Annotated in this window: 25 protein-coding genes; 12 read left to right on the forward strand and 13 right to left on the reverse strand. The window is 68.5% G+C overall.

The features are described from left to right. Positions 1 to 59 precede the first annotated feature (59 nt). Complete coding sequence (locus tag OVA30_RS25460) at positions 60 to 1295, reverse strand: amidase (RefSeq protein WP_268177389.1); 1236 nt, start codon at positions 1293 to 1295, stop codon at positions 60 to 62. A gap of 113 nt (positions 1296 to 1408) precedes the next feature. On the opposite strand from OVA30_RS25460, the gene OVA30_RS25465 reads away from it, so the two are divergent. The 4 genes from OVA30_RS25465 (at position 1409) to OVA30_RS25480 (ending at position 4723) form a co-directional block, all read left to right on the forward strand. After that, the gene (locus tag OVA30_RS25465) at positions 1409 to 2398 is read left to right on the forward strand and encodes an extensin-like domain-containing protein (RefSeq protein WP_268177390.1); all 990 of its coding nucleotides are present in this window, start codon (positions 1409 to 1411) and stop codon (positions 2396 to 2398) included. Between the two features lie 180 nt (positions 2399 to 2578). Next, positions 2579 to 3046: a hypothetical protein gene (locus OVA30_RS25470; protein WP_003605391.1), complete on the forward strand. Its 468-nt coding sequence runs from the start codon at positions 2579 to 2581 to the stop codon at positions 3044 to 3046. A gap of 100 nt (positions 3047 to 3146) precedes the next feature. Then, positions 3147 to 3821: a ribonuclease T2 gene (locus tag OVA30_RS25475; RefSeq protein WP_268177391.1), complete on the forward strand. Its 675-nt coding sequence runs from the start codon at positions 3147 to 3149 to the stop codon at positions 3819 to 3821. A 95-nt stretch (positions 3822 to 3916) separates the two neighbouring features. After that, a complete protein-coding gene (locus OVA30_RS25480) occupies positions 3917 to 4723 on the forward strand; it encodes a 23S rRNA (adenine(2030)-N(6))-methyltransferase RlmJ (RefSeq protein ID WP_268177392.1) in 807 nt (268 codons plus the stop codon). A gap of 16 nt (positions 4724 to 4739) precedes the next feature. On the opposite strand, the gene OVA30_RS25485 is transcribed toward OVA30_RS25480, so the two are convergent. The 3 genes from OVA30_RS25485 to OVA30_RS25495 all read right to left on the reverse strand — a co-directional run bounded on the left by OVA30_RS25485 (position 4740) and on the right by OVA30_RS25495 (position 6793). Continuing rightward, positions 4740 to 5009, reverse strand: coding sequence for a DUF6894 family protein (locus OVA30_RS25485; protein WP_012252631.1), 270 nt, complete (start codon positions 5007 to 5009; stop codon positions 4740 to 4742). A 14-nt stretch (positions 5010 to 5023) separates the two neighbouring features. Further along, positions 5024 to 5254: a hypothetical protein gene (locus OVA30_RS25490; RefSeq protein WP_268177393.1), complete on the reverse strand. Its 231-nt coding sequence runs from the start codon at positions 5252 to 5254 to the stop codon at positions 5024 to 5026. A 105-nt stretch (positions 5255 to 5359) separates the two neighbouring features. Beyond that, positions 5360 to 6793 carry an FAD-linked oxidase C-terminal domain-containing protein gene (locus tag OVA30_RS25495; protein ID WP_268177394.1) on the reverse strand — a complete coding sequence of 478 codons (1434 nt, stop codon included), beginning with the start codon at positions 6791 to 6793 and terminating at the stop codon, positions 5360 to 5362. 316 nt (positions 6794 to 7109) lie between these two features. Here OVA30_RS25495 and OVA30_RS25500 point away from each other — a divergent pair, with 316 nt between their 5' ends. Beyond that, positions 7110 to 7472, forward strand: coding sequence for a c-type cytochrome (locus OVA30_RS25500; protein ID WP_268177395.1), 363 nt, complete (start codon positions 7110 to 7112; stop codon positions 7470 to 7472). A 96-nt stretch (positions 7473 to 7568) separates the two neighbouring features. Here OVA30_RS25500 and OVA30_RS25505 read toward each other — a convergent pair whose 3' ends face one another. The 4 genes from OVA30_RS25505 to OVA30_RS25520 all read right to left on the reverse strand — a co-directional run bounded on the left by OVA30_RS25505 (position 7569) and on the right by OVA30_RS25520 (position 12226). After that, positions 7569 to 8054, reverse strand: coding sequence for a MarR family winged helix-turn-helix transcriptional regulator (locus tag OVA30_RS25505; protein ID WP_003605378.1), 486 nt, complete (start codon positions 8052 to 8054; stop codon positions 7569 to 7571). Between the two features lie 545 nt (positions 8055 to 8599). Next, entirely contained in the window at positions 8600 to 9205 is a 606-nt protein-coding gene (locus OVA30_RS25510) for a DUF1254 domain-containing protein (protein ID WP_003605377.1), read from the reverse strand. Next, positions 9202 to 9933, reverse strand: a complete 732-nt coding sequence (locus OVA30_RS25515; protein WP_056501505.1) for a DUF1214 domain-containing protein — start codon at positions 9931 to 9933, stop codon at positions 9202 to 9204. Before OVA30_RS25515 ends, OVA30_RS25510 begins: the two co-directional genes overlap by 4 nt. A gap of 10 nt (positions 9934 to 9943) precedes the next feature. Then, the gene (locus OVA30_RS25520; RefSeq protein WP_268177397.1) at positions 9944 to 12226 is read right to left on the reverse strand and encodes a transglycosylase domain-containing protein; all 2283 of its coding nucleotides are present in this window, start codon (positions 12224 to 12226) and stop codon (positions 9944 to 9946) included. Between the two features lie 310 nt (positions 12227 to 12536). On the opposite strand from OVA30_RS25520, the gene OVA30_RS25525 reads away from it, so the two are divergent. After that, complete coding sequence (locus OVA30_RS25525; RefSeq protein WP_003604853.1) at positions 12537 to 13001, forward strand: YcgN family cysteine cluster protein; 465 nt, start codon at positions 12537 to 12539, stop codon at positions 12999 to 13001. A gap of 9 nt (positions 13002 to 13010) precedes the next feature. Here the strand turns inward: OVA30_RS25525 and OVA30_RS25530 are convergent, their stop codons facing one another. Further along, the gene (locus tag OVA30_RS25530; RefSeq protein ID WP_268177398.1) at positions 13011 to 13667 is read right to left on the reverse strand and encodes a GNAT family N-acetyltransferase; all 657 of its coding nucleotides are present in this window, start codon (positions 13665 to 13667) and stop codon (positions 13011 to 13013) included. Between the two features lie 277 nt (positions 13668 to 13944). On the opposite strand from OVA30_RS25530, the gene OVA30_RS25535 reads away from it, so the two are divergent. The 4 genes from OVA30_RS25535 to zapE all read left to right on the forward strand — a co-directional run bounded on the left by OVA30_RS25535 (position 13945) and on the right by zapE (position 18216). Then, on the forward strand, positions 13945 to 14496 hold the full coding sequence (locus tag OVA30_RS25535) for a TadE/TadG family type IV pilus assembly protein (RefSeq protein WP_012252638.1): 552 nt from the start codon (positions 13945 to 13947) through the stop codon (positions 14494 to 14496). Further along, positions 14496 to 15329 carry a TadE/TadG family type IV pilus assembly protein gene (locus OVA30_RS25540; protein WP_268177399.1) on the forward strand — a complete coding sequence of 278 codons (834 nt, stop codon included), beginning with the start codon at positions 14496 to 14498 and terminating at the stop codon, positions 15327 to 15329. The genes OVA30_RS25535 and OVA30_RS25540 overlap by 1 nt, the downstream gene beginning before the upstream one ends. Continuing rightward, positions 15314 to 16747: a pilus assembly protein TadG-related protein gene (locus OVA30_RS25545; RefSeq protein ID WP_268177400.1), complete on the forward strand. Its 1434-nt coding sequence runs from the start codon at positions 15314 to 15316 to the stop codon at positions 16745 to 16747. The genes OVA30_RS25540 and OVA30_RS25545 overlap by 16 nt, the downstream gene beginning before the upstream one ends. Before the next feature lie 254 nt (positions 16748 to 17001). Then, positions 17002 to 18216 carry a cell division protein ZapE gene (zapE, locus tag OVA30_RS25550; RefSeq protein ID WP_268177401.1) on the forward strand — a complete coding sequence of 405 codons (1215 nt, stop codon included), beginning with the start codon at positions 17002 to 17004 and terminating at the stop codon, positions 18214 to 18216. A 97-nt stretch (positions 18217 to 18313) separates the two neighbouring features. Here zapE and OVA30_RS25555 read toward each other — a convergent pair whose 3' ends face one another. From OVA30_RS25555 to OVA30_RS25570, 4 genes are all read right to left on the reverse strand, one after another. Then, positions 18314 to 18940 (reverse strand): DNA-3-methyladenine glycosylase, encoded by a 627-nt coding sequence (locus tag OVA30_RS25555; RefSeq protein ID WP_268177402.1) that lies wholly within the window; start codon positions 18938 to 18940, stop codon positions 18314 to 18316. A 72-nt stretch (positions 18941 to 19012) separates the two neighbouring features. Continuing rightward, entirely contained in the window at positions 19013 to 19690 is a 678-nt protein-coding gene (gene rnhA, locus OVA30_RS25560) for a ribonuclease HI (RefSeq protein WP_268177403.1), read from the reverse strand. A 61-nt stretch (positions 19691 to 19751) separates the two neighbouring features. After that, on the reverse strand, positions 19752 to 20537 hold the full coding sequence (locus OVA30_RS25565) for a hypothetical protein (RefSeq protein ID WP_268177404.1): 786 nt from the start codon (positions 20535 to 20537) through the stop codon (positions 19752 to 19754). Then, a complete protein-coding gene (locus tag OVA30_RS25570) occupies positions 20534 to 20785 on the reverse strand; it encodes a hypothetical protein (protein WP_268177405.1) in 252 nt (83 codons plus the stop codon). The genes OVA30_RS25565 and OVA30_RS25570 overlap by 4 nt, the downstream gene beginning before the upstream one ends. 464 nt (positions 20786 to 21249) lie before the next feature. Here OVA30_RS25570 and OVA30_RS25575 point away from each other — a divergent pair, with 464 nt between their 5' ends. Further along, positions 21250 to 21558 (forward strand): hypothetical protein, encoded by a 309-nt coding sequence (locus OVA30_RS25575; RefSeq protein WP_182570355.1) that lies wholly within the window; start codon positions 21250 to 21252, stop codon positions 21556 to 21558. A 302-nt stretch (positions 21559 to 21860) separates the two neighbouring features. Beyond that, positions 21861 to 22823: a glutathione synthase gene (gene gshB / locus OVA30_RS25580; protein ID WP_076640863.1), complete on the forward strand. Its 963-nt coding sequence runs from the start codon at positions 21861 to 21863 to the stop codon at positions 22821 to 22823. Positions 22824 to 22845 lie beyond the last annotated feature (22 nt).

The following is a 22845-nucleotide window of genomic DNA, read 5'->3' on the forward strand; positions in this document are numbered from 1 at the left end:
AGCCCCTGCTTTCCGTTCGGTCTCGAGCGCCGCCGGACAAAGCCGCTCCGAATGAGGCTCTATGCCCGCGCCAGCGCCCCCTCGATCATCCGCGCGACGGCGAGCGCCCGTCCGTCGTCGCCGAAGCGGGCGATCACCTGCACGCCGAGCGGCAGTCCGTCGCCCGGCACCGGAACGGTGACGCAGGGCACGCCCATCAGGGTCCAGAGGCGGTTGAAGCGGGCATCCCCGGTCGAGCCGAGCCCCTTGGGCGCGCGACCGACGCTGGACACCGTGAGGATCGCATCGACATCCGCGAACAGCTCCTTGAGCAGGCGGCGCGCCCGGTGCGCCTCGCGGCGGGCGGCGTCGTAATCGGCGGCGCTGAGATCCTGCGCCCGGTCGAGCTGGCCGCGCAGAACCGGCGGCAGGGACTCCCGGTGTTCGGCATATTCCCAGGCGAGCGCTTGGCGCGCCTCGAAATCCTGCACGGTCGGGTGCGCGGCCCAGGCCCGCGCGAAGGGTTCCGGCAGGACGAGATCGCGCAGAACCGCTCCGGCCCGCTCGACGGCACGGGCCGCGTGATCGAGCGCCGCGAGCGCGTCCGCGTCGGCGCTCCCCGCGAAATCCTGAAGGCAGAGGGCGAGGCGCGGGTGCTCCGGGGCGGGCGCCTCGATGCCGGTCCGGTCCGCGATCAGAGCGAGCGCGTGGGCGATGTCGGCGACGGAGGCACCGAACAGGCCGACCGTGTCGAGCGCCCAGGAGAAGGTCTTGACCCCAACCGTCGGCAGCAGCCGGAACGACGGCTTGATCGCCGCGATCCCGCAGAAGGCCGCCGGGCGGATCACCGAGCCGCCGGTCTGAGTGCCGAGCGCCAGGGGCAGCATCCCGGCGGCGATGGCCGCGGCCGAGCCCGAGGAGGAGCCGCCCGGCGTATGGCCGGGATCGTGCGGGTTCACGGTGGCAGCAGGGTCGAGACCGGCAAAGGCCGTGGTCGCGGTCTTGGCGAGGGGCACGGCGCCGAGCGCGCGCAGCCGCGACACGATCGCCGCGTCGGCCCTGGGTCGCCAGCCGGCATAGATCCCCGAGCCGGACTCGGTCGCCATGTCGGCGGTGTCGATGATGTCCTTGATCCCCACCGCGATGCCGGCGAGCGGCCCATGCGCAGGGACGGCCGTCGTTTCGGGCGCAAGGCGCAACACGGCGCCGATGGCGGGGTCGCGCGCGGCGATCCGCTCGCGCGCTGTCTGAATCGCGTCCGCGGCCGAGAGGGTATCGTCCGCGACACGGGCGCGGATGTCGAGAAGCGAGGTCATGCCCATCCGAGTCACGGTCCGTGTCGAATCTGTCAACAGCGCTCCACATGAGGGCGGATCCGATCGCGCATCGTTAGCGGCTCGTTTACGGGACGGTGCGCATCGTCGCGTCCATGTGGCGTAAAGCGTTAGCGTTCTCGGCTCTGGTGCTGTTCGGCGCGGGGCTCACGGGCTGTGCGATCAACCGGTTCGAGCGCCGGGAAGCATGGCGCGACCAAGCCGAACAGATGTGCATCGCGCGCAAGCTCGTGCAGCCGACGGCCTATGTCTCGCTCGCCAAGGAGATCGACGGCCCCGGCCCGTGCGGCATGCAGCAGCCGTTCAAGGTCACCCGGCTCGGCGGCGGCACGGTTGCGCTTAAGCAGCGCATGACGCTGGCCTGCCCGGCGCTCGCCGAGGCCGAGGCGTGGCTCGCCGACACGATCCAGCCCGCCGCCAACCTCTATTTCGGCGTGCCGGTGGCCGAGATCAACGCGGGCACCTATTCCTGCCGCGGCCGCAACAACCAAGCCGGTGCCAAGCTCTCCGAGCATTCGTTCGGCAACGCGCTCGACATCATGTCCTTCACGCTCGCCGACGGGCACGTCATCACCGTCAAGGGCGGCTGGCGCGGCACCGAGGCCGAGCAGGCCTTCCTGCGCGAGGTCTTCGTGGGGGCCTGCGCCCGGTTCTCGACCGTGCTGGCGCCGGGTTCCAACGTGTTCCACTACGACCACATCCACGTCGATCTGGCGATGCACGACCCGCGCGGCCTGAAGCGCATCTGCAAGCCGCTGCTGAAGTTCGAGTCGCAGCTCAACCTCGCCGACGGATCGCCGCGGCCGCTGGCCTCGCCGCGCCCGCCTGCGCGCCAGACCGTCCCGACCCAGGCCCCGATCGACGTCGAAGAGGACGACCCCTACGGCGTCGCGCCGACCTCCTCGCGCTCGACCGGCACGCGCGTCGCCCGCGCGCCGGCCGCACCCGCGCCGACGGCTTACGCCGCCGCCCCGGCCCCGAGCCGGCCCCGCTCCCCGGTTCCGGCGCATGACGCGGCCTACGCGCCGCTGTCGCTGGCTGCGCCCCATGCCTCGGACCACGCTCCCGACGAACCGATCTATTAATCCTTCAGGGGTGTGCCCGGCGCACCCCAGCCCGGACCAAAAGCGGCGCCCGGGCCCGGTCGAAGCTTGACTTGAGCCAAGCGCAGCGCATCGTCTTTCGCCCATCCGGTGCCCGCTGCGCCTAGCCCTGAACGGGCCTGCGTCGCGCCACGGCACCCTCAACTGGCGGATCTGAGCGGCATGCGCCCGAACCTTCCCCTCGCCGTCCTGGCGCTCGGCCTCGTCACGGCTTCGTCCGTACTGCCGGCGCACGCCCGCTCCGGCCGCGAGGAAATCTCGCCGGCCGAGGAGCAGACCTTCCCCTACGACGCCGACATTCCCGGCTGCCAGGACGCGGACGTTCTGGAGAAGGTCTCGACCCAGTTTGCCGAGAAGGAGGCGAAGTTCTGGAACTCGTCGCTGACGATCGTTTCCTACGAGCGGATCGAGCGCACGGCGTGGCGCCCCTACGGCGTCGACTTCATCCCGCGCCGCTTCTGCTCGGCCCTCGCCACCACCTCGGACGGGGTGCGGCGCAAGGTCGATTACTCGGTGCGCGAGAGCCTCGGCATCATCGGCTCGACCTGGGGCGTCGATTTCTGCGTCCACGGCCTCGACCGCAACAACGCCTACGCCTACGCCACCGCCTGCCGGATGGCGCGGCCCTGATCGGGGCGGGAAACCGGGAGCAGCGCGCGGATGCAAGCTTGACTTGCAGGCCGCGCCCGGCATCGTCCTGAGGCGTCCTGCCGCCCCCCGAGTCCCTTCCATGCCCCGCTTCCGCCCCCTCGTCGCCCTGGCCCTCGGGCTGACCCTGGCCTCCGGTGCGGGCGCGCAGGATTTCGGCGGGTTCCGCCGCGGCGGCGAGCCCGGCAGTTTCGACTTCTACGTGCTGTCGCTGTCGTGGTCGCCGACCTATTGCGATGGCGAGGGTGCGCGCCGCGACCGGAACGGGCAATGTGCCCCGGGCCGCGGACTCGGCTTCGTGGTGCACGGGCTGTGGCCGCAATACGAGCGCGGCTATCCCTCGAACTGCTCGGCGGTGGAGCGCCCGCTAACCCGCAACGCGGTCGAGGCTGCGGGCGAGATCATGCCGAGCGAGGGGCTGGCCCGCCACGAGTGGCGCACCCACGGCACCTGCTCCGGCCTCGATCCCCTCGCCTATTTCAAGGCGGTGAAGACGGCGCGCGAGGCGGTGACGATTCCCGAGGCCTTCGCGAAGCCGGATGTGAGCCTGCGCGCCGCCCCGATCGAGATCGCCCGGCAGTTCGTGATGGCCAATAAGGGCCTGCGCCCGGACATGATGTCGGTGACCTGCCGCCGCGGGCAATTGCAGGACGTGCGGATCTGCTTCTCGAAGGATCTGCGCGGCTTCACCCCCTGCCCCGAGGTGGCGCGCCAGAACTGCCGGGCCGGCGAGGTGTCGGTCGACGCGGCTCGGTGACGCGGGCACGGCTTTCCTGATAAGCGCAGGCCTCACTCAGTGGGGACCATACCCTGAACTACCGTCACGCCTTCCACGCCGGCAATTTCGCGGATGTGCTCAAGCACCTCGTGCTGACCCGCGTGCTCGTCCATCTCCGCGCCAAGGATAAACCGTTCCGCGCCATCGACACCCATGCGGGCCTCGGCGTCTACGACCTCGAAGCAGATGAGGCCGGGCGCACGGGCGAGTGGCACGATGGCTTCGGCCGGCTCGACGTGCCGTTCACGCCCGAGGTCGAGGCCCTGCTCGCGCCCTATCGCGAAGCGGTTGCCGCCGTGCGGGCGCGGTTTGGTGCCACCACCTATCCCGGTTCACCCGCGATCATCCGCGAAGCCCTGCGGGCCGGCGACAAGGGCGTCTTCGTGGAGTTGCATCCGGCCGACGCGCAAACGCTCGCAGGGCGCTACGCCAGCGATTCCCGCACGAAGGTGATGCATCTCGACGGCTGGACCGCGCTCAACGCCCTGATCCCGCCGCCGGAGCGCCGGGGCCTCGTGCTGATCGATCCGCCCTACGAGGAACGCGGCGAGATCGACCGTTTGGGCGCTCACTTGCTGAAGGCCGCGCGGAAATGGCCGACCGGGATCTATCTCGGCTGGTATCCGATCAAGGACGTGTCCGGGGTCCATCGCATGGCGGCGGCGCTCGATGCGGGGCTGGAGCGGCCCGCATTGCGCCTCGACCTGATGATCGAGCGGCCCGACGATCCGACACGCCTGACCGGCACCGGCCTCGTGGTCATCAACCCGCCCTGGACCCTGGCGGCGGAAGCCGAATTGTTCATGCCGGCTCTGGCCGAGCGGCTGGCCCGCAGCGGCTACGGTGCCTTCCGAAGTGAGCGGCTCGGGCCGGCGGAGTAGAGCACCCGCCTCGCCCTCAATGCAGTGTCCCCTCCCCCGGCTCGGGCTCGGCACCCGGTTCGGGGATCGCCTCGGCGAAGGGGAATTCCAGGACGACATCCCCGGCCTCGTCGGTGACGACGAGGATCGCTGTGACCAGCCGCGGGTCGCTTCCCTCTTCCTCCAGGCTGGCGCGGATCGTCGCCCGCGCCACACGCCAGGCCTGATCGGGATCACGCAGCTCCACGCCCTCGTCGTCCGTGAGGGCGTCGGCGCCGATGCGGGTGTGGAAGAAGTAGCGTGGCACCGGGGAGGACAGCCTTACTTCGCGGAGCCCTGTTGCGGGCTCTGACCGCCGGACTTGTCCTTTTTGTTAGCCTCGTGGTGGCCGATGGCGCAACCGGCAGCGGCACCGGCCTTGCCGTGGCCGGCCATGCTGCCCGCCGCGCCGCCGACGACGGCGCCCTTGAGACAGCCCTTGGCCTCGACCGGGCCGGCCAGAGCGGCCGCGCCGAGAGCGAGGACGGCAGCGGTCAGAATCGGATGTTTCATCACGTGAGCCTCTGGTTGGCGCATCGTCCCGGCGCGATCGTCGCAGGCCGATGCGAAGCGGGTGAGACGCCAACCGGCCGCGACCGCATCCGTTCCGCGGTCCGGTCAGGCCGCGATCCGGCCCTCGAGCGGGAACACCTTGGCCGGGTTCATCAGCCAGGCCGGATCGAACACGTTGCGCACGCGCATCTGCTGTTCGAGGTCGTCCTGCGTGTACTGGAAGCGCATCAGCTCGCGCTTCTCGATCCCAACCCCGTGCTCGCCGGTGAGGCAGCCGCCGACCTCGACGCAGAGCTTGAGGATCGCGTCGCCCGCGGCCTCGGCCTTCTGCAACTCGCCGGGCTTGTTGATATCGAACAGGATCAGCGGGTGCAGGTTGCCGTCGCCGGCATGGAACACGTTGGCGACGCGAAGCCCTTGCTCGGCGCAGATCGCCTCGATCCGCTCCAGCACATGGCCCAGCTGGCCGGTCGGGATCGTGCCGTCCATGCAGATGTAGTCGGAGATGCGCCCGGTGGCGCCGAAGGCGGATTTGCGGCCCTTCCAGATCGCAGCGGATTCGGCTTCCGACTTCGAGACGCGGATGCTGGTCGGGTTGAACCCTGCGGCGATCGCCTCGATGCGCGCCAGCATGTCCGAGCATTCCTCGTCCGAGCCCTCGACCTCGATGATCAGCATCGCGGCGGCGTCGCGCGGGTAGCCGGCCTTGGCGAAGTCGTCGGTGATGAGGATCGCCTCGCGGTCCATGTACTCGATGGCGACGGGGATGATGCCCGCCGCGATGATCGCCGCGGTGCAGGCGCCGGCATCCTCGACCGAGGAGAAGCCGACCAGGGCCGGCCGCGCGCCTTCCGCAGCGCGCAGGATGCGAACGGTGGCCTCGGTGACGATGCCGAGCTGGCCTTCCGAGCCGCAGATCAGCCCGAGCAGGTCGTAGCCGCCGGAATCGAGATGCTCGCCGCCGAGCTCGACCACGGTGCCGTCGTTGGTCACGAGCGTCACGCCCATGAGGTTGTTGGTGGTTACGCCATATTTCAAGCAATGCGCGCCGCCGGAATTCATGGCGATGTTGCCGGCGATGGTGCAGGCGAGCTGGCTCGACGGGTCGGGGGCGTAGAAGAAGCCTTCATGCGCCACCGCCCCGGAGATCGCAAGGTTGGTGATGCCAGCCTCCACCCGGGCGATACGATTGGCGAAATCGAGATCGAGGATGCGCGTCATCTTGCCCACCCCGAGGATGATCGCATCCTCCTGGGCGATGGCACCGCCGGCCAGCGACGTGCCGGCGCCGCGCGGCACCACCCGCACGCCGTTGGCGTGGCAGAAGGCCATCACCGCCGAGACCTCGCGGGTCGTGGAGGGCAGCACCACGGCGAGCGGCATCTTGCGGTAGGCGGTGAGCCCGTCGGTCTCGAAGGCGCGGCGCTCGTCCTCCGTCGTCACCAGAGACTCCGGCGCCACCAGCGCGGACAGCCCCTCGATGATCGCCTCGCGGCGGGCGATGACATCCGCATCCGGCGCGGGGAAGGCGATCGACATGGCCGGCATCTCCTCCAGAGATTTGTTTTTTTACGTCTTCGTTCCGGCGATCCACAGCGGCGTGCAGGGCCTTCAGCCTCGCTTCAGCCGCCGCAGTTCAGGTTCAGCCCGGACGACGTCGGACGCGCATTCTAACGGAAAGTCTCCCGGGACGCACGGCGGTTCCCGCCGACCCATGCAGCCACCGAAAGGACCGGAAGCGTCTTCGTGAAGTCACCTCGGCTGGACGCGTGCCCGGCATAGTCTATATCTGTTCTAAGGCTAAAAGCTCTGCCATAAGCAGGCCGGCTTCGGCCGTTCAAGGAGGAAAACAACGATGCGTCATCTCATCCTCGGCGCCGCCCTCGCGCTGCTGCTGCCTGTCGCCGCCTATGCCGAGGGCGATGCCGCCGCCGGCGAGAAGGCGTTCGCGCCCTGCAAGGCCTGCCACAATTTCGAGAAGAACGGCGTCGGCCCGACCCTGAAGGGTGTCGTCGGCGCGAAGGCCGGTGAGGGTGCCGACGGTTACGCCTTCTCCGACGCGCTGAAGAAGTCCGGCCTCACCTGGGACGAAGCCAACCTCAAGGAGTGGCTTGCCGACCCGAAGAAGAAGGTGCCCGGCACCAAGATGGTCTTCCCCGGCATCAAGGACCCGAAGAAGGTCGACGACATCATCGCCTACCTCAAGACGAAGTCCTGAGGCCCCGCGCCTCCGGAAGTCGATCGGACCAAACAGGAAAGCCGCCCCTCGGGGCGGCTTTCTTCGTCTCAAATCCCTGAGTGACCGGCGGGTGCGTCAGCGAGACGCGTTCGCCGCCGGCAATTCGGTGCTGCCGGCACGGGCATGCAGCTCGTCGCGCATGGAAGCGAGGTTGTCGAGGAGCGCGCGCCGTTCATCGAGGGTCATCCCGGTCATGCCGCCCACCGTGTGCGGCAGGCAGTCCATCTTGCCCTTGAGCCCACGCCCCTTGTCCGTGAGGAAGATGCTGACCTGGCGCTCATCCGGCCGGTCGCGGGCGCGGCGGACATGGCCCGAGGCCTCCAGGCGCTTGAGCAGCGGCGTGAGCGTGCCGGAATCGAGGAAAAGGCGGCTGCCGATCTCCTTGACCGAGAGTCCCTCCTCCTCCCACAGCACCAGCAGAACGAGATATTGCGGGTAGGTCAGCTCGTGATGGGCCAAGAGGCTGCGATAGGCGCGACCGAAGGCATGCGCCGCCGCGTAGACGGCAAAGCAGAGTTGGCTGTCCAGGGATTGCGGGTCATCGCGGCCCGTTTGACTCATGACACTCTTCCTCGGTGCGCCCACGGCGCACTGGCGTTTCAAACCCGCAGACAGGTTCGGCACCGACGGATATGGGGACGGCGAGCCGCCTCCGCGAATCATTGGGCCGCCCCGCGATCCGCCGCTGCCATCGGATGAGAGGCCTGCGTGAAAAGGCAGCAGCCCCTTGGGCCCCTGCGCTCTCGCGCGATCCGCGTCCCGGCCAATGGCAGCCGCGCGGTAGAATCCCTGCGACAGACCTAAGACTCGGACCCTAAAGAAAAATCGTCGTGGGTACAATCGAACCACGCGCATGGCTTTCACGGTCACCCGCATGGACGCGGCGCGCCCGAAAGCCGCTGCGGCGAAAATAATCCGCCCGTTCCTCGAAGATCAGCCCGCCCGTCCGAGGGCCGAAGCGGGATCGGGTGAACCGGCGGCCAGGGGCGACGATCCCTCGGGTGATCGGCCCCGCACTCCTGCAATCGCTGTGGACGGCCAAGACGGCACCGGCGCTCGCGGCAGCGGAGCGGAGGCGTTCAGCCCCTGCCTCTTCAGTTCTGCCCTTAGCTCTTGCCCTTCCCCGGCTCCTCTCCCGTCGGCTCGGCCGGGCTGTCGATGGTGCAGGATACTGCCTGCACCGCCGCGTCGGCTACCGCGCGCTCGCTCGGCAGGGCGGCGATCACGCGGACCACCGCGAAGCCACGCCGGGCGGGGGCGACGATGCGCACGTCGCGCGTCACCTCGCCGGCCACATCGTTGGCCAGCGCCTCGTCGAACTGGGCGCGGGTCATCACCACGAGATCGAGCCCGCCGCGCACCGCCGCCTGATCGGTCACCGCGTAGAAGGCACCCCGGCGGCTGTGCATCGAAACCGACAGCATCAGCGAGCCGGCCTGGGCCGAGACTCGCATCGGCCCGTCATCGAGGTCGTAGGAGCACACGCCGACCGAGACCGCCGGATCGGGATTGGGCAGCCATTCGCCGTTCGCCGCGGGCGCGCCCGCGAGGCCGTGGATGCGCAGGGGGTGGTCGAGGGTTTCGCTCGCCCTCGCGCGGGTGAAGGCGTCGCCCTCCGAGAAGCGCGGGATCGCCAGCACCGTGGCGATGTGGACGATGCCGGCGATGACGAGGCCGCAGGCGGTGGCGAGCCAGAACGCGCTGCGGCTCATGACCCGCACCCCGTGCGCTCGATCACCGGCAGGGTATCCCGGTCAAGCGAGCCGACGCTCGCGGCCACCGGCGTGTCGTAGAGGCGCAGCGCCAGTCGCACCGGCCCCCTCGGCCGCGGCATCGGCAGCCAGTTGCCGGGCTGGACCTCGGGGCTCAGCAGGATCGCGAAGCGGCCATCGGTCTCGCGCAGGATCTCGGTGGAGGTAAAGCCCGTCCGAACCGGCTCCTGACCCGGCGCCAGCGCGCCACGGCCGGTCACGGTGAGGGTCCAGGCGCGGGCCGGTGGCGTCACGCCCGCAAGGCGATAGCTGCAGGCGGCGTCCAGCGTCCGCCCGTCATCGTCGCTGGCAGCGGTCAGCAGCATGCCCTCCCCGACCGCGAGGGGAATGTCGCTGCGCCGGGCGTTGACGGCGCGGGCATAGGGGTCGGAATCGAGCGAGCCCGCCCGTGGCCACGCCGTCCAGCTTCCGATTGCTGTCCCGCCGAAGGGATAGCCGCCGCTGGTGGCGTAATCGGCACTGGCGAGGCCGAGGAGCCCGCCGAGGGTGAGAGCGTAGACGAACAGCCCGACGCGCGAGCTGCGCGAGGCGGCGCCCCGCGCGAGGCGACCCAGGTGCTTGGGTAGCCGCTTGTGCCGCCGCGTGGGCAGGCGCCCGGACGGCTCGGCGCCCGCATCCTCACGCAGCGATGTCCCGGCCGCCGGGCCGACTCCACTCGACAGGGCCATGGGGTCGGCCTCAGGGCGTCCCGAAGCCGCCGGAGGCGCGTGCGCCCTCGGCGACATCGACGGGCACGAGGCCGGGTGCCCGCATCCGATCAGGGGCGACGGCGCCGGAGCGCGCCGGATCGCTCTTGACGGGTTCGCTTTTGGCGGCGGAGCGGTTGGTCTCGACGTTGCGGAACAGGCCGTTGAGGCCTGACAATACCTCGAAGGAACGGCGCGAGAGCCGGCCGCCGGTGCTGGCGGCGGCCGCCGCGCCGTCGGCCTGCGCCTGGGCAGCCTGCGGTGCGCTCCGGCGATCGTTCAGGCCGGGCATCGGCTTCAATTCGATGCCCTGATGGGCAGGGGCCATGATTTCGTGCCACGTCATCGCGGGGAGCGAACCGCCGGTCATCTTGTTGGTCGGGCTGTGGTCGTCGTTACCGTACCAGACGGCGCCGACATAGTTGCCGGTGTAGCCGACGAACCACGCATCGCGGTAGCCGTTGGTCGTGCCGGTCTTGCCCGCGACCTTCACGCCCTCGATCTGGGCCTTTCGCGCGGTGCCTTCCTCGACGACCTTGTTGAGCATGTAGTTCATGTCGGCCGTCACCTGGGACGACAGCACCTGCACCGGCTTCTCGTCGGCGTGGCGGTAGATCACCTCGCCGCTGGAATTGCGCACCTCGCTGGCGACGTAGGGCTTGGCGACCTTGCCCCCGTTGGCGAACACAGCAAAGCCGGCCGCCTGGTCCATCACCGTCACCTCCGTGGCGCCGATCGGCAGCGAGGGCGTGTCGGTCAGCGGCGTCGTCACGCCCATCGCTTTTGCGAGCTGGATGATCTTCTCGCGGCCGGCCTTCGCCGCCTTCCAGTCGTGGGTGATGCCGAGCCCCTTGCCGATGGCCGTGGTGACCTTGATCGGGATCGTGTTGACCGATTTGGCCACCGCGAGCCACATCGGCTGGCGGCCGGAATAGGAGCGGCCGTAATTCTGCGGGCACCAGTTGCCGACGCAGACCGGCGAATCCACCACCTGCGTGTCCGGCTTGAACAGGCCGGAGGCGAGTGCTGCAGCGTAGACATAGGGCTTGAACGAGGAGCCCGGCTGGCGCAGCGCATCGGTGGCGCGGTTGAACTGGCTCTCGCCGTAATCGGCACCGCCGACCATGGCACGCAGCGCCCCGTCGGGATCGAGGATCACCACGCCGGCCTCGTCCACGTCGTACTGGTCGCCCAGCCGCCGCAGCATGTTCTCGACCGCCTGGTCGGCGGAGCGCTGGATCGAGAGGTCGAGCGGCGTCTTCACCGTGAGCACGCGGTCGTTGCGGAGCTTGCCCGCATCGGCCATCCGCTTCACCTCGTTGAAGGCCCAGTCGAGATAGTAATCGGCGGTGATGTCCTTGGTGCGGGTCACCGGGGTCGCGGGGTTGCGCAACGCCGTCTGGATCTGGCCTTCCGTGACGAAGCCTGCCTCGACCATGTTGTGCAGCACGTCCACCGCCCGGCCGCGGGCGGCGGGCAGGTTGACGTTGGGCGAGTATTTGGTCGGCGCCTTGAACAGGCCGGCGAGCATCGCGGCTTCCGCCAGCGTGATGTCCTGCAGCCGCTTGCCGAAATAGTAATCCGCCGCCGCCACCGCGCCGAAGGTGCCGCCGCCCATATAGGCGCGGTCGAGATAGAGCTTGAGAATCTGGTTCTTGGTCAGGTGCGCTTCGAGCCAGAAGGCGAGGAACGCCTCGTTGACCTTGCGCTCCAGCGAGCGCTCGTTCGTCAGGAACAGGTTCTTGGCGAGCTGCTGCGTCAGGGTGGAACCGCCCTGCACGTTGCCCTTGCCGGAGGAATTCGAGACGAGCGCGCGGGAGGTGCCGATCGGATCGATGCCCCAATGCTCGTAGAAGCGCCGGTCCTCGGTCGAGAGCAGCGCCTTGATCATCAGCTCGGGAAAGTCGTCGAACTTCAGCGAGTCGTCGTGCTTGATGCCGCGGCGTCCGACCTCGGTACCGTAGCGGTCGAGGAAGGTGACGGCGAGATCCTGGGCCTTCAGCCAGTTGTCGCTGGTGAGGTTGAAGGCGGGCTGAGCCAGGAACAGCAGCAGCAGGGCGCCCGCCGTCCCAATGGTGACGCCCTCGCTGGTGAGGTCGAGGGCGTAGCGCTTCCAGCCGCGGACCGAGAAGACCTGCATCCGCGCCTGGAAGCGCTCGTAGGCTTCCGTGGTGGAATGGCCGCCCTCGTACAGGCTCGCATTGACCCAGGCATCGAAGGCCAGGGCCGCGCGGCTGATCCGCGTCGTCAGCGTCTTGAGGCGGGGCAGGCGCAAGGCGGCTTCCGGTTTCTTTCGACGTTGTCCGGGTCGGCGTAGAGAAAGCCCGGGCAACGATTATCCGATACGTTCTGTATCAGGACACACGCCGGCCCGCGAGCTTTCGCTTCCGTTAAGGAACGCGACCGGCGGGCCACCGTCCCCCGGCGGACCACTTACCGCGCATTAACCTTAAGACGCCTGTGGCAGCTGAATCCGGCGGGCGGATGGCGGATCGTCCGGTCCCGCTTGCTCCCGGCGGCGGCATGCGGCAGGAGGGGCGCCTTGTCCCGAAACGATACGATCGAAAGCGAGCGAGGCGCCAGATATGGCCGAGCGCAGCGAAGGGCCGTTCTGGCGCGTGAAGACGCTCGAAGCGATGAGCCCGGCGGAGTGGGAGAGCCTGTGCGACGGCTGTGGCCGCTGCTGCCTGCTCAAGCTCGAGGACGACGACACCGGCGAGATCCACCACACCGATGTCGGCTGCACGCTGCTCGACACCCATACCTGCCGCTGCCGCGACTACCGTAACCGTGCCAAGCGCGTGCCGGATTGCGTGCAGCTGACCCCGGAGGCGGTGCGCACGATCCCCTGGCTGCCGCCGACCTGCGCCTACCGCCTCGTGCGGGAGGGCCGCGACCTGCCGGCGTGGCACCCGCTGAAGACCGGCCGCCGGGCCAGTGTCCACGACGCCGGCATCTCCGTGCGCGGGCGCGTCGCCGGCAACGAGGAGGAGTTTGCCGAGGACGAATTGGTCGAGCGCATCGTCGCATGGCCGGACGAAGCCGCCTGAGCGGGCGATTCAGGCTGCGCGCGCGAGAAACGGCGGCAGACACGGCAAGGGAAGCGACCGAGATCGCGGCAGGGTCACCACGGCGAGATTGAAATCGAGGGCCGCCTCGATCCCCTCCCGCCACAAGGAGAGCGGCGTCGGCTGCGCCAGACGGATCGCTCCCTCGCTCTCGCCCTCAGTGAGGCGCAGCTCTGCGCCGAGTCCTGCGACCAGCCGCCGCATTGCGACGTTGTGGGGTAGGCAGCGCAGGCGAAGCTCGACGAGGCCGCGATTGCGGGCGGCCTCGGCCAGACGCCGCAGCAGTTTCAACCCGAGGCCGGCCCGCCGAAACCCCCGCTCCACCGTCAGTGCAGCCTCTGCCCGCCGGGCGTCCGCCTGTCCTGGGCCGAAGGGGCGCAGTTCGCCGATCGCCCGCAGGGTGCCATCCACGAAGACACCGACGATCAGGCCAGGCGCAACCATCGCCTGCGCCGCATAGGCCGCGGCCGTCCGGTCACCGACCGCGGCCATGAAGCGACTCGCGCGGGTTTCTGGATCGAGGCGCAGGAAGAAGGCGTGCACCGCCGGCCCATCGCTCGGCCAGAGGCGGCGCAGACTCGGTCGGCCCTGCGTCGCGCCGAGGGGGCGGCCTGAGGGACGATCGTCGGAAAAGGTTGAGAGGGACATCGGGGAGGTGAAGAACTCTTGCGGCGCACCGGATCGGCGATGTGCCCGCGCGGCCTCCCTCTCCGGCACGAACACAGTCAATTTGGCGCGGCAGTGGGCTTACCGCAATGCAGCAAAGTGCTGAATCTCCGCTTGAGCCCGCATGGCTGGTCTGTCCGCTTGTTCCAGGCCTGCAACCGGAGGTGACGGAAGGATCGCATCGATCTTCGCCGGCAAAGGCCCGGATTTCTGATATCCTGTTACCTTTTATTTAAATGCTGACGGATACCCTGAATCCATGCGGCGAGAATCGAATTACATCAGCAACGAGGAAGGATCGGTGGCCGTCGAGTTCGCCCTCGTCGGAGCGGCGTTTATCCTTACACTGCTTTTCGTGATGGCGTCCGCACTGGTCGGGTATATCAACCAGACGCTCGACAACGCGACGATACGGGCCTCACGCCAGATCCTGACGGGGGACCTTCAGTCTCAATCGAGTGCGGCAACGCTGGACGGTTTCAAGCAAACCCTCTGCGGATACCTGCCCGCGACGCTTTCTTGCGACAACCTCATCGTTAATCTCTACGTCGTGCCCAAGGCAGGCCAGCCCAGCGGGTACTACGCCTACGTCTCCTCTGACTTGAGCGGCGTGACCGTCGCCAATCTGGCCACCGGGTCAGGGCAATTCAATCTCGGAAGCCGCGGAGATTACCAGTATCTGCAGGTCATCTACCCGATCACGTTCCTGCCTCCGCAGATTTCATACTGGTTGAGCGGCGGCGCGACCTACAAGGGCAAGCCGGCTTATCTCGCGGTCTCGGCCGCGGCCTTTCGCAACGAGCAGTACTGATGGCGGACGGCTCCCCCCGCACGCCCCTTCCCGCGGCGCGGCGCGGCGCGGCACCGGAGAACACCCTCGCCCTCCGGGCGCTGGCGGCGCTTCGTGGCGTCCGCGCCGGCCTCGGGGCGCAGGCGGAATGCTTCCGTGCCGCGGAGGGCGCGGTGGCGGCGATCGAATTCGCCCTGATCCTGCCCACCATGCTGCTGATCCTGTTCGCGGGCACCCAAGTGGCCGCCTACGTCAACGCGACCCGCAAGGTTGAACTCGTCGCACACTCGATCAGCCAGATGATCTCGCAATCGGTGCCCCTGGACACCACGAACGTCGCCCGGGTTAACGCCACCGACCTGCATTTCAGCTACGACGCCACCCTCGTGCTGTTTCCCTATGTGATGAAGGACGCCAAGCGGCAGGGCCGGTCGTGGTGGCAGAATATCTCGATCAACTATGCCAGCATCCAGTTCAAGGCGAAGAACACCGCCTGCCAGAACAATCCCGACACCAGCACCGACCTGAGCCCCTGCTACAATGCCAACGTGGTCTGGACGACCACCGGCACCGCTCAACCCGGCGGCGCCAACTACCGTCCTTGCGATACGCCGCAACTGCCGGCCGATGACGATGCAACGCCGAGCCGGGCCACCCTGCCGCGATCCACCTACGGGCCCGGATCGCTGGTGGTGATCGATGTGGCATTCGACTTCACGCCGACCTTCGGGTCAGGCTTCGTCCCCGCCGTGCGGATCGCGCGATCGGCCTATGTGCAGCCGCGCTACGCGTCGCTGGTGAACTTCGACACAACCAACAACGACGGGATCGCGACCAAATGCACCGGCTATTGACCCGCGCAGGCCGGCTCAAGGGCCGGGCGACGGCACTGGCCTCGAACGCCGAGGGCAGCATCAACGTCCTCTTCGCGCTCGCCGTGCTTCCGACCATCGGCCTCGTTGGCCTCGGCGTCGATTACGGCATGGCGATCAGCAGCAAGACGCGGCTCGACAATGCAGCGGACGCCGCCGCTCTCGCGGGCGTCGTGACGGCCAAGGAGTTCATCGCCGCCAACGCGCAGCAGAGCGACGTGATGACGGCCGGCATCAAGGCGGGCGAGTACCAGGCCCTCAAGGCCTTCAACGTTAATGCCAGCAAAGTCCCGTTCGCAACTGTCTCTCTTTCTCAACTCGAGATCGTACGAAGCGGACAAACCCTTGATGCAACGGTCAGCTATACGGCCACGGTTCAAAGCACATTCGGCAGACTCTTCGGGCTTTCGGCGACGACCCTGACCAACCGGGTCAACGCCTCAGCCGACATCGCGGGCTACCTTGATTTCTACCTGATGGTGGACGTATCGGGCTCGATGGGTCTGCCGACGACCGATAGCGATGCGGCGTTGCTGGCCAGCAAGAGTGTCGAAGATCAGGGAAATTGCCAGTTCGCGTGCCACTTCCCAAATCGGAAAGGCTGGAACCTGGCAGCAGGAAAGATCCAACTGCGGTCTGACGCGGTGAACAACGCTGTCTGTGCCCTTCTCGACAGGGCATCGAAACCAATCGTGCCGAACCAGTATCGGATCGGAATCTACCCGTTCATCAATAGACTGGCGACGCTAGCTCCCCTTAGCGACACTACCACATCTCTGGCTTCGCTAAAAACTACCGCTGATTGCGGCAAGGCTTGGCCTTTGGCTTTCACCAACTTGCTCGATACAGGTAGCACGCAGCTCTTTACCAACAATGATCCAACGACTGGCACGGGCAGCGGGGGCACGCATTTCGAAACCGCCTTGCCGCAGATGAAATCGACGATTCGGACGTTCGGCAACGGGTCCAGCTCTGCGAATCCGAAGCCGTTCGTGTTTCTTATCACTGACGGAATGCAGAACAGCCAGACTTACTCGTCCTGGAAAGATAAGAAGACCTATCCCGGAAATCCGTCTAAGTTTGCAGGCTACCGCTACGCCGACTGGGACGGGTCGCAACCCGCCCAGATCGATCCGGCCAAATGTGCAGATCTAAAAAAAGCAGGCGCAACCATTTCTGTTCTTTATATTCCTTACAATTACGTCAAAAGCTATACCAACGAAGGCACCATCGTCTGGGAGAATAACCGAGTAAACGGCTTCAGTCCGACGCTCGCCGACCCTCTCCGGCAATGCGCCTCACCGGGACTGTTCTTCACGGCTAACAGTGCGAAGGACATCACCGCCTCGCTCGGAGCGATGTTCGACCAAGCACTGAAGGTTGCACGCATCACCCAGTGAGGTCGTCAACGCCCGCAGCCCGGCCGCCTCTCGCGAGACCGGCCTCCAAACCAAGCCGGTCTCGCCCACTCGAAAGAGACGACCCGCCGTGCTCCTGAACCGGGATCGAAGCGGCGCGATTGTTCGCAGGATAGGGATGCGCCGGCTTGATCGCGCTGCCGCCGCGCGGCAGAGCGGGACGAGCCACACCGCCCGCCTCCTCCGCAGGTTGACTTGCCGGAGGAGCCGCTCCCTCACGTGAACGATCGGCCGGGATGCCCGAGACCCATACGCCCTCCGACCATGCCCGCGCCGGCGCGGCGCCGCACGGCCGGGTCCGCGAACGCTACGACGCCCTCGTGGCCTCGGGCGCGATCGAGCGGGATTCGTCGCAGATCCGCCTCGTCCAGGCCCTCGACCGGCTGGTGCAGAACCTGGAGCGCCGCCGCCGGGCGAAGAAGGGCAGCGCGCTGGGCTGGCTGTTCGGCCGCAAGGATGACGATGTCGGGCCGCCCAAGGGGCTCTACATGTGGGGCTCGGTCGGCCGCGGCAAGACCATGCTCATGGACCTCTTCCACGAAGTCGCGCCGGGCCCGAAGCGTCGGGTCCATTTCCACGGCTTCCTCGCCGACGCGCACGAGCGAATCCACGCCCACCGCCAGGCCCTGAAACGGGGCGAGGTGAAGGGCGACGACCCGATCCCGCCGGTGGCCGAAGCGCTGGCAGCGGAAGCGACGCTGCTCTGCTTCGACGAGTTCACGGTCACCGACATCGCCGACGCGATGATCCTGGGGCGCCTGTTCGGAGCCCTGTTCAAGCGCGGCGTGACGGTGGTGGCGACCTCGAACGTCGAGCCCGACCGGCTCTACGAGGGCGGCCTCAACCGCGCGCTGTTCCTGCCCTTCGTGGCGGAGCTGCAGCAGCGGGTCGAGGTGCTGCGCCTCGACTCCCGCACCGATTTCCGCCTGGAGAAGCTCGGCGGCAGTTCGGTCTACCATGTGCCGGCCGACGCGGCGGCCGAGGCCGCGCTCGACGCCGCCTTCAAGGCGCTCTCGGGGCGCGCGAAGGGCCAGCCGAGTACGGTGAAGGTGAAGGGCCGCGCGGTCCCGGTGCCGGAGGAAGCCGGCGGCGTCGCCCGCTTCGGCTTCGACGACCTATGCCGCAAGCCGCTCGGCGCCTCTGACTACATGGCGCTCGCCGACAGCTTCCACACGCTGATCGTCTCGGGGATTCCGGTGATGGGCGAGGCGGAGCGCAACGAGGCCAAGCGCTTCATCACGCTGATCGACACGCTCTACGACGCGCACGTCAAGCTCGTCGCCTCGGCCGCGGCGGAGCCGACCGAGCTCTACACCGCGGCGCAGGGCCGCGAGGCGTTCGAGTTCGAGCGCACAGCCTCTCGCCTGATCGAGATGCGCTCGGAGGAATATCTCGGCACGCCGCATGGGCGGGCGCCCTCCGAGTCGAGTGCCGGCTTGGCCGAGACCTAGAGCATCGTCCTGGATATCGGATCCAGGACGATGCTCTAGGCTTACGTTTTGCATCATCTTTTTCCGAAAGCCGGAGGCCACCTTTCGGGATGATGCTCTAAGCCCCCTCCCCCGCGGCACCGGGTTTCGCTCGGGGCAGCGGACGGCTGAGATAGGGCGAGCCGGGCACCAGGAAACGCCAGGGCGCCTCGACCCCGCGGCTGATGCCGATGCGGGTCGTCGCCGCGACCGGCATCGGCCGCTCCGGCGGCGCCCAGGCGAAGGGCGCCAGGTCCAGCGGCAGGCCATCATGCGAGAGGTCGATGCCGAGCGCCTGGGCGAGCCGGCCCGGCCCGGCACAGAGAAGGCGCGGCGCGTCGAGCCCGCGGCGGGTGCGCATCGTCTCCAGACCCGCATTCGGTTCGAGCGCCCGCAGCAGCACGGCGCTGCCGGTCTCGCAGACGAGGTTGAGGCACCAGTGCAGGCCGTAGGAGCGGTAGACGTAGGCGCGGCCCGGCGGCCCGAACATGCTGGCGTTGCGCCGCGTCGGCCCGGCGAAGCTGTGCGAGGCCGGATCGCTCCGATCGTAGGCCTCGGTTTCGACGATGAGGCCGCCGACGCCGTCGACGAACAGCCCGTGGCCGATCAGTTCGGCGGCAACGGTCGCGGCGGGGCGGTCGAAGAAAGCGAGAGCATCGTCCTGGATACCGGATCCAGGGCGACGCTCTCGTCTTTTGTTTTGCATCGTCTTTCTCCGAAAGCCGGCGTCCACCTTTCGGGACGATGCCCCAGGTTCATCGCGCCCGCCTCCACCCGATCAGGACGCCTTCTGCAATTCGGCCCGAACACGGGCGACGCCCGGCGGCTTGAGTTCAAGCGCCAGCCGCACCGCGTCCTCGAGATAGGCTTGAGGGGTGATCCCGGCCCGCCCCGCCGCCCGCGACAGGGCGTTGGCCAGATCCGCGCTCAACGCCACCTGCACCGTCTTCGATTGCACAGGCTGCGCCGGCGCCAGGGCTGGCACGGCATCGGCCGGCGGGGGCACCGCTTCACCGGACGTCTTGCCGCTCAGGGCCTCGCGCCGGCCGAGGGTGGCGAGACGGTCGGCGCGCTCGTTGCCGGCCTCGCCGGCATGGCCGCGCACCCAGGTCCAGCGCACGTCGCGGGCTGCGGCCAGCGCGTCGAGGCGCTGCATCAGGTCGATGTTCTTCACCGGCCCCGTGGCGGTGCGCCAGCCCCGCGCCTTCCAGCCGCGCATCCACTCGGTGACGGACTTGACCACGTACTGGCTGTCGCAGCGCATCTCGATCGCGGCGCCCTCGGGAAAATGCTCCAGGGCGCGGATCGCGGCGGTCAGTTCCATGCGGTTGTTGGTGGTGGCGAGCTCGCCGCCGTACAGCTCGATCGTCCCGGTGGGGGCCTGGATCACCGCCGCCCAACCGCCGGGGCCGGGATTGGGGTCGCAACCGCCATCTGCGTAGACGATGGTTCGCATCGGTCCCATTCGCTTTCAGCCCTGTCCCTGCCGTGTCCGGACCGGGGCTAATACACGCCCGCTAATATTTGGCCACGACCGGCGCGGCCAAGGCCGCCTGAACCGGCGGCTCGACGAGGCCGCAGCGGGCGGCGGCGTCCGGCGGCAGCAGCGGGTCGAGGAGCCCGCGCCGCCCTTCGAGGAAGGCGAGCGCCTGCTCGGCCGACGCCGCCTCGCGGCCGGGCATCTCGATCAGGAAATGCTCGAGCGCGTAGCGATAGCGGGCGATGCGCAGGGATGTTTCCAGGCGCACCCACGCCACGAGACAACGGTTCTCGGCAACGCGCATCGCGGCCTGCCGCACATCCCGATCGTCGAGGCTCTTCGAGAACGGCAGGGCACGCAGGCGCACACCGTCCGCCTCGAAGACACGCCCGGCGACGGCCGCGAAGATCGGGATCAGCCGACCGTCGGCCACGGCGTCATCCAACAACCTGCGGTAGCGGGAATAGGGAGAGCGAAACGACTCGGCGATCAAATCGTTGTGATAGGCGGGAATATCGGCATGCCGCCAACGCGGCGGCAGCACGCGGGCTCGGGTCAGGTTGGCGAGCGCGTCCGAGAAGGCGGCGTGGTCGTCGGCGGGCATCAGGAACCGCCAGGCCCGATCGCGCAGGACCGTCTCGTCGTCGGTCAGCGGAAAGGCTGAAGCCGGCGTGCCGCGTTCGTAGGCGGCCACCGTCCCCGTGGTCTCGATCAGGCTGTTCCAGGCGCTCGGGGCCGGGCGGCCGAAGTCACCCTCCTGCGCGCAAGCGCCCAAGAGCAGGGCCAAAAGCAGGCCGGCAGATCGAGAACCGACGCGCGTCACGAGCGGCGGCGGCGCGGAACCGGCAGAGCCTCCGCCTCCGGCATCCTCTCGTAGCGCACGCCCATGAACAGCAGGATCTGACCGCGCGGCGCATCGTCCGCCTCGCGGCGAAAGCGGCGGGTCGTCGCGGGGGCGAAGGGCACGACGGAGCCGGTCGCGCTGCCCTCGCCGTGGCCCGGCTTCGCCGCGGGAGCGGGAGGGGACGCTGAGGAAGGCGTCTTGGAGGGGGCGGTCGTTGAAGGCGTCATGGGCCTGTCCCGTCGATGTGTGTGGCGGCCGGCTCTCGCCCTGCGGCCTCCCGGAGCGGGCGGGCAGCATGGGGCGCGTGCTCGTCGTGAGCGGGACGGGCCCGCCCCGGCCGGGCGATCTCAGGCCAAGCTCAGCACGACGTGGTTAACGGAGTGTTTCAACGCACGCCGCGTTCCGCATACGTCCGCGGCGATACGTGACCTCGGCGCGACCTGTTTCGCGGGCGGCACGGTCCTTGCGACGTTGGGTTTGCCCATGGCGGGCGTTTCCTCCCTTGACTTCGGCCCCGCGCGATCGCGCTGCGGGGCCGTTTCTTTGTCGGGCGGGTTTTCGCAGGTCACGCTGGAGGCCCGGACGGGCGCGACAGAGCGGGTGCAACGGTGGCGTGCTGCGCTTGCTAACGAGGGGGGATGCCCGATATGCGGACCCAACCCAACTTTGATCGAGCGAAGGACAAGGCAGGATGCGTCCGGACTTCACACGATTCGGCACCCTAGCGCGCGGAGTGTCCGCGGCCCTGAGACTGGCGCCTCTCGCTCTGCTGGCTCTGGTGGCGGCAAGCCCGGCCCAGGCCCAGCGCGAGGACCAGGGGCTGCAACTCGGCTGCGCCAACGACTACTTCCGGCTCTGCGCCGGCGTCGATCCGAACAGCCAGGATGCCGATGCCTGCATGACCCGCAACCGCTCTCGCCTCTCGCCGGAGTGCAAGTCCGCCATCAGCGATTACGACCGGCGCAGCGGGGGCGGCTCGCAGTCCCGCGGCCAGCGCTAGAGCGCATTCCGACGAAGCGGCCACCGGTTCGTCGGAAGAATGCGCGCTACAACAATGACTGAGAGACGCCGACCTGATGCCATCAGGTCGGTTACGGTCCTAAAGGGGGGCGCCCGGAGTGCCTCACACAACGCCCGGGCGCTGAGCATCGCCCCACCGGCCGCGGCGGCGCAGCGGGCACGATGTGAGAGACCCTCGGGCTCCGGTCCCCTCAGAGGATCGATCGGAACGGAGCGGGCTCGCCGAGAGCCCGCAGTTTCGCCCGCCGTTTCGGCGGAACGCGCAGCAATTCGGGGACGAGCATGGCGTTGACCGTCGCGGTTCAGATGGACCCGATCCAGTCGATCCGCATCGCGGGCGACACCACCTTCGGCCTGATGCTGGAAGCGCAGGCGCGGGGTCACAGCCTCTACACCTACACGCCGGACCGGCTCTCGATGCAGGGCCGGCTGGTCACGGCCTACGCCCAGCCCGTGACGGTGCAGGATGTCGAGGGCGCGCACGCGACCCTCGGGGCCCCGGAGCGCATCGACCTCGCCGAAGTCGACGTGGTGCTGATGCGCCAGGATCCGCCCTTCGACATGGCCTACGTCACGGCCACCCACATGCTGGAGAAGGTCGCTGGGCGCACCCTGGTGGTCAACGATCCGGCCGAGGTCCGGAACGCGCCGGAGAAGCTGTTCGTCCTCGACTTCCCCGAATTGATGCCGCCGACCCTGATCTCCCGCGACCGCGCCGAAATCGAAGCGTTCCGCAAGGAGCACGGCACGGTGGCGATGAAGCCGCTGCACGGGCATGGCGGCGCGGCGGTGTTCCGGGTCACGGAGGAGGATCCGAACTTCGGCTCGATGTTCGACCTGTTCACCGCCACCTTCCGCGAGCAATGGGTGGTGCAGCGCTTCCTGGAAAAGATTACTGAGGGCGACAAGCGCATCATCCTCGTGGACGGCGAGCCGATGGGCGCGATCAACCGCGTGCCGGCCAAGGGCGACATCCGCTCCAACATGGTCCGCGGCGGCGCGGCCGGCGCCTCCGATCTGACCGAGCGTGAGCGCGAGATCTGCGCCACCATCGGGCCGGAGTTGAGACGCCGCGGCCTGATCCTGGTCGGCATCGACGTGATCGACGGTCATCTCACCGAGATCAACGTCACCTCCCCCACCGGCATCCGAACCATCAAGCGGCTCGGCGGCCCCGATCTCGCCGTCTCGGTTTGGGACGCGATCGAGGTGCGGCTCGCCGCCCGCCGCAGCCTCGGCGCCTGACCGCCGCTCGAGACGGGGTCGT

The sequence above is a fragment of the Methylorubrum sp. SL192 genome (genome assembly GCF_026672325.1).
Lineage (GTDB): Bacteria > Pseudomonadota > Alphaproteobacteria > Rhizobiales > Beijerinckiaceae > Methylobacterium > Methylobacterium extorquens.